This window comes from Streptomyces sp. HSW2009 (assembly GCF_040240285.1).
Classification (GTDB): domain Bacteria; phylum Actinomycetota; class Actinomycetes; order Streptomycetales; family Streptomycetaceae; genus Streptomyces.
Genome location: NZ_JBEHZD010000708.1, coordinates 1 through 3,363, shown reverse-complemented (window position 1 = coordinate 3,363; position 3,363 = coordinate 1). Strand labels below are relative to the sequence as shown.

3 protein-coding genes are annotated in these 3,363 nt (G+C 71.4%); 2 read left to right on the top strand and 1 reads right to left on the bottom strand.

Going from position 1 to position 3,363, the window contains the following annotated elements; all coding sequences use genetic code 11:
• Positions 1-294: 294 nt before the first annotated feature.
• Positions 295-1,665, bottom strand: coding sequence for an ABC transporter substrate-binding protein (locus AAHZ94_RS31075; RefSeq protein ID WP_349997057.1), 1,371 nt, complete (start codon positions 1,663-1,665; stop codon positions 295-297).
• A 180-nt stretch (positions 1,666-1,845) separates the two neighbouring features.
• Between AAHZ94_RS31075 and AAHZ94_RS31070 the strand changes: the two genes are divergently transcribed.
• Positions 1,846-2,283, top strand: a complete 438-nt coding sequence (locus AAHZ94_RS31070) for an SCO4402 family protein (protein WP_349997056.1) — start codon at positions 1,846-1,848, stop codon at positions 2,281-2,283.
• Positions 2,284-2,370: 87 nt separating this feature from the next.
• Positions 2,371-3,291: a formyltetrahydrofolate deformylase gene (purU, locus tag AAHZ94_RS31065; RefSeq protein WP_349997055.1), complete on the top strand. Its 921-nt coding sequence runs from the start codon at positions 2,371-2,373 to the stop codon at positions 3,289-3,291.
• Positions 3,292-3,363 lie beyond the last annotated feature (72 nt).

Below are 3,363 nucleotides of genomic sequence, written 5' to 3'. Positions count from 1 at the left end.
TACGCGGATGGGTACGGAAGGAGATGCGGCCGGCCCACAGGCTCACCGGCCGGGTGCCGGCGCCCCGTACCGCCCGCGCCCCCCCCGCCGGCCCCCCCGCCCCCGGGCGGGGGTCGGGGCTCGGGCCCACCCCCCCGCCCCGCGGCGCCCCCCCCCCGGGGGGCCCCCCGCCCCCCCCCGCCCCCCCCCCCGCGCGGGCGGTGCGGCCGGCGGGGCGGGGCGGTCCCGTTCCTGGGCTGCGGCGGCGCACCGCGCGCGGCGGCTGCGCCACCTGGCGGCTGCGCGACTTTGTGGCTAGGCCACCTTGCGGTTGACCAGGGTCTGGCCCACGTCGACGAAACCCTGCTTCACGGCGACGAGCTTGCCGTCCTTGACGACCTGGTAGGTCACGTTGGCGTTGATGATCCGCGGGTAGTTGCGGATCGGCAGCAGGTCCTCGAAGCGCCAGCGGAGCTTGGGCGTGAGGCCCCCGGTGTCCGTGGTGTGGCCGCGGTCGAGCGACGTACGGACCCCCCGCGCGGTGATCTTGTCCGAGTCGAGCGCGGTGAGTACGGACTTGAGCACGGTGTAGGCGATCCAGGTGGTCTGCACGCCGGGGTCGGCCACGTCGATGCGGTTGTCGTCGAACGCGTAGTCGTCGACGATCTTGTGCATCGGGTTCCACCGCGGGTCGTCGGCCACCGGGTACCAGCCCGTGGCGTACGTGCCCTCCAGCGGGCTGTTCCGGCCGCCGGTGCTGTCCACCAGGGACTGGCGCACGCTGCCGAGTATGGAGGCCATCCGTACCCGCGAGTCCTCCTTCTGCGCGCGGCGGAAGGAGTCGAAGAAGGTGTTGGTGCGCTTGCCGAGCGCCGCGGTCACGCAGCCCTCGTCGCCGCCGGTGTCGGCGACCGCGCCGTCCGAGACGCCGGTGCCCGTGCCCGTACCTGTGCCCGTACCCGTGCCGGTCCCGGTGCCGCTGGATTTCGCTCCCGCGCCGGTGAGTGCCTCCTTGACCTGGTGCGTGTAGTCGCTGGCGTCCTCCGGGGCGCGGACGTCGGTGGCCGGCTTGCGGTCCCCTTCGGCCAGCCCCGCGTCGAGGAGTTCGGGCAGTTCGTCCCCGGCGATGGTGTCCGGGCGGACCAGCGAGACCGCGGAGCACACGTTCGCCAACTGACGGCCGTTGCCCGCGAGCAGCGTCGCCTGGCCGCCGTTGACCGGGTACGAGAACGGGCTGCTGAACTCCTCCTCGGAGAGCCCGTAGCCACCTATGTAGGGGATGCCCGCGTCTTCGAGCGGGGACATGAAGGAGCGGCCGTGCTGGCTGTAGGAGCCCACCACGGCCACGGCCTTGGCGTCGACGGCGCGCCGCGCGCACTTGGCGGCGGTGATCGCGTCGTTGCGCTCGTTGCAGGTGATGACGTGGAGCTTGCGGCCGTGGATGCCGCCGGTGTCGTTGACCCAACGGGCGTACGCCTGCGCCATTGCAGGCATGCCCGGCATGTTGGTTGCGTTGGTGTCGTCAGGGGCCCAGGTCACGACCGTGATGGGCTCGCTTCGGGACCCGCCAGAGGACCCCGGGAAGGCGCTACAGCCGCTGAGGAACAGCGTGCCGGCCGCCGTGCAGGCCGCCGCCACTCGTGCGGTAGAGGAGAGACGGAGGAAGGAACGTCGCCGACCGTTCATGGGAACAGACCCTTGCGTGCCGCCCAAAACGCCCGAGTGTTGTAGAGAGAATGAAAGGTGTATCGAAGGTGAATTGCGGGGGTGGATGGAGGGAGTCGGGCGCGGAACGTACGATCGAATACTGTGCAAGGTTCGGAGAAGACTTCCCGTCGCGGTAGGCGCTCGACCACCATGGGCGCCATGCCCCTCACAGACATGCCGTGGTGGCGCTGGCGCAGCAACGTGCGTTCGGCGCTGCACATGCTCTCCGACCCGGTCTTCCAGCGGGACTGTTGGCTCGCCGGCCACGACGGCTACGGGGACGTCACCGACGCCGTGTACCGGCTGGTGGAGGACACCTGGCTGGACAACTGGTCGGCCGAGAAGTACGTCGGGACGATCTTCCGCGACAGCCAGGAGGCGGCCCTGGTCGACGTGGCCGTGCTGCGGGTGCTGCGGATCATGCACGACGTCGGTGCCGACGCCCCCGTCTCCACGTACATGGAGCACCACGGCTGGCCGGAGGCGGTGCGCGCGGCGCGGGAGGCGCACCTGCGGCGCGCGGCCAGCGACGGCGAGGACGCGGACGTGCCGCCGCGCTCGCTGCACGCCCTGGCGCAGTTGACCCAGTCCGTCTGACGGCCCGCCGGGCCGCCCGTTGGGCAGCCGGCCCGCCTGCTGGACAGCCGGCCCGGCGGCCGGCGCGGTGTGCGACGCTTGGGCACCATGAACGCCTCGCATCCCGCGCCGCCGCCCGCCCCGGAGCAGTACGTGCTGACGCTGTCGTGCCCGGACAAGCAGGGCATCGTGCACGCCGTGTCCAGCTTCCTCTTCATGACCGGTTGCAACATCGAGGACAGCCAGCAGTTCGGCGACCGTGACACGGGGCTGTTCTTCATGCGGGTGCACTTCACGGGCGGGCAGCGAGACGGTGCGGGCGCGGCGGCGACGCGGCCCGAGACGCCGGTGACGGTGGAGAAGCTGCGGGCCAGCTTCGCCGCGGTCGGCGACTCCTTCGCGATGGACTGGCAGATCCACCGGGCCGACGCGAAGATGCGCGTGGTGCTGATGGTGAGCAAGTTCGGGCACTGCCTCAACGACCTGCTGTTCCGTTCGAGCATCGGCGCGCTGCCGGTCGAGATCGTGGCCGTCGTCTCCAACCACCCGACCTTCGCCGAACTCGTCGCCTCCTACGACATCCCCTTCCACCACATCCGGGTCACCACGGACACCAAGGCGGCGGCCGAGGCCGAGCTCCTTGAGCTGGTGCGGCGCGAGCAGGTGGAGCTGGTGGTGCTCGCCCGGTACATGCAGGTGCTCTCGGACGACCTGTGCAAGCAACTGTCCGGCCGGATCATCAACATCCACCACTCGTTCCTGCCGAGCTTCAAGGGCGCCAAGCCCTACCACCAGGCCCACGCGCGCGGGGTCAAGCTGATCGGTGCGACGGCGCACTACGTGACGGCCGACCTCGACGAGGGCCCGATCATCGAGCAGGAGGTCGAGCGGGTGGGCCACGAGGTCACCCCGGACCAGCTCGTTGCGGTGGGCCGGGACGTGGAGTGCCAGGCGCTGGCCCGCGCGGTCAAGTGGCACAGCGAACACCGCGTCCTGCTCAACGGACACCGCACCGTCGTCTTCGCGTAGCGGCCGGGCGGATTCCCGCCGGGCCGCCCGGCGGCGGGGACCCCCGGGGGGTATTAACAAGGACGCGCCCAC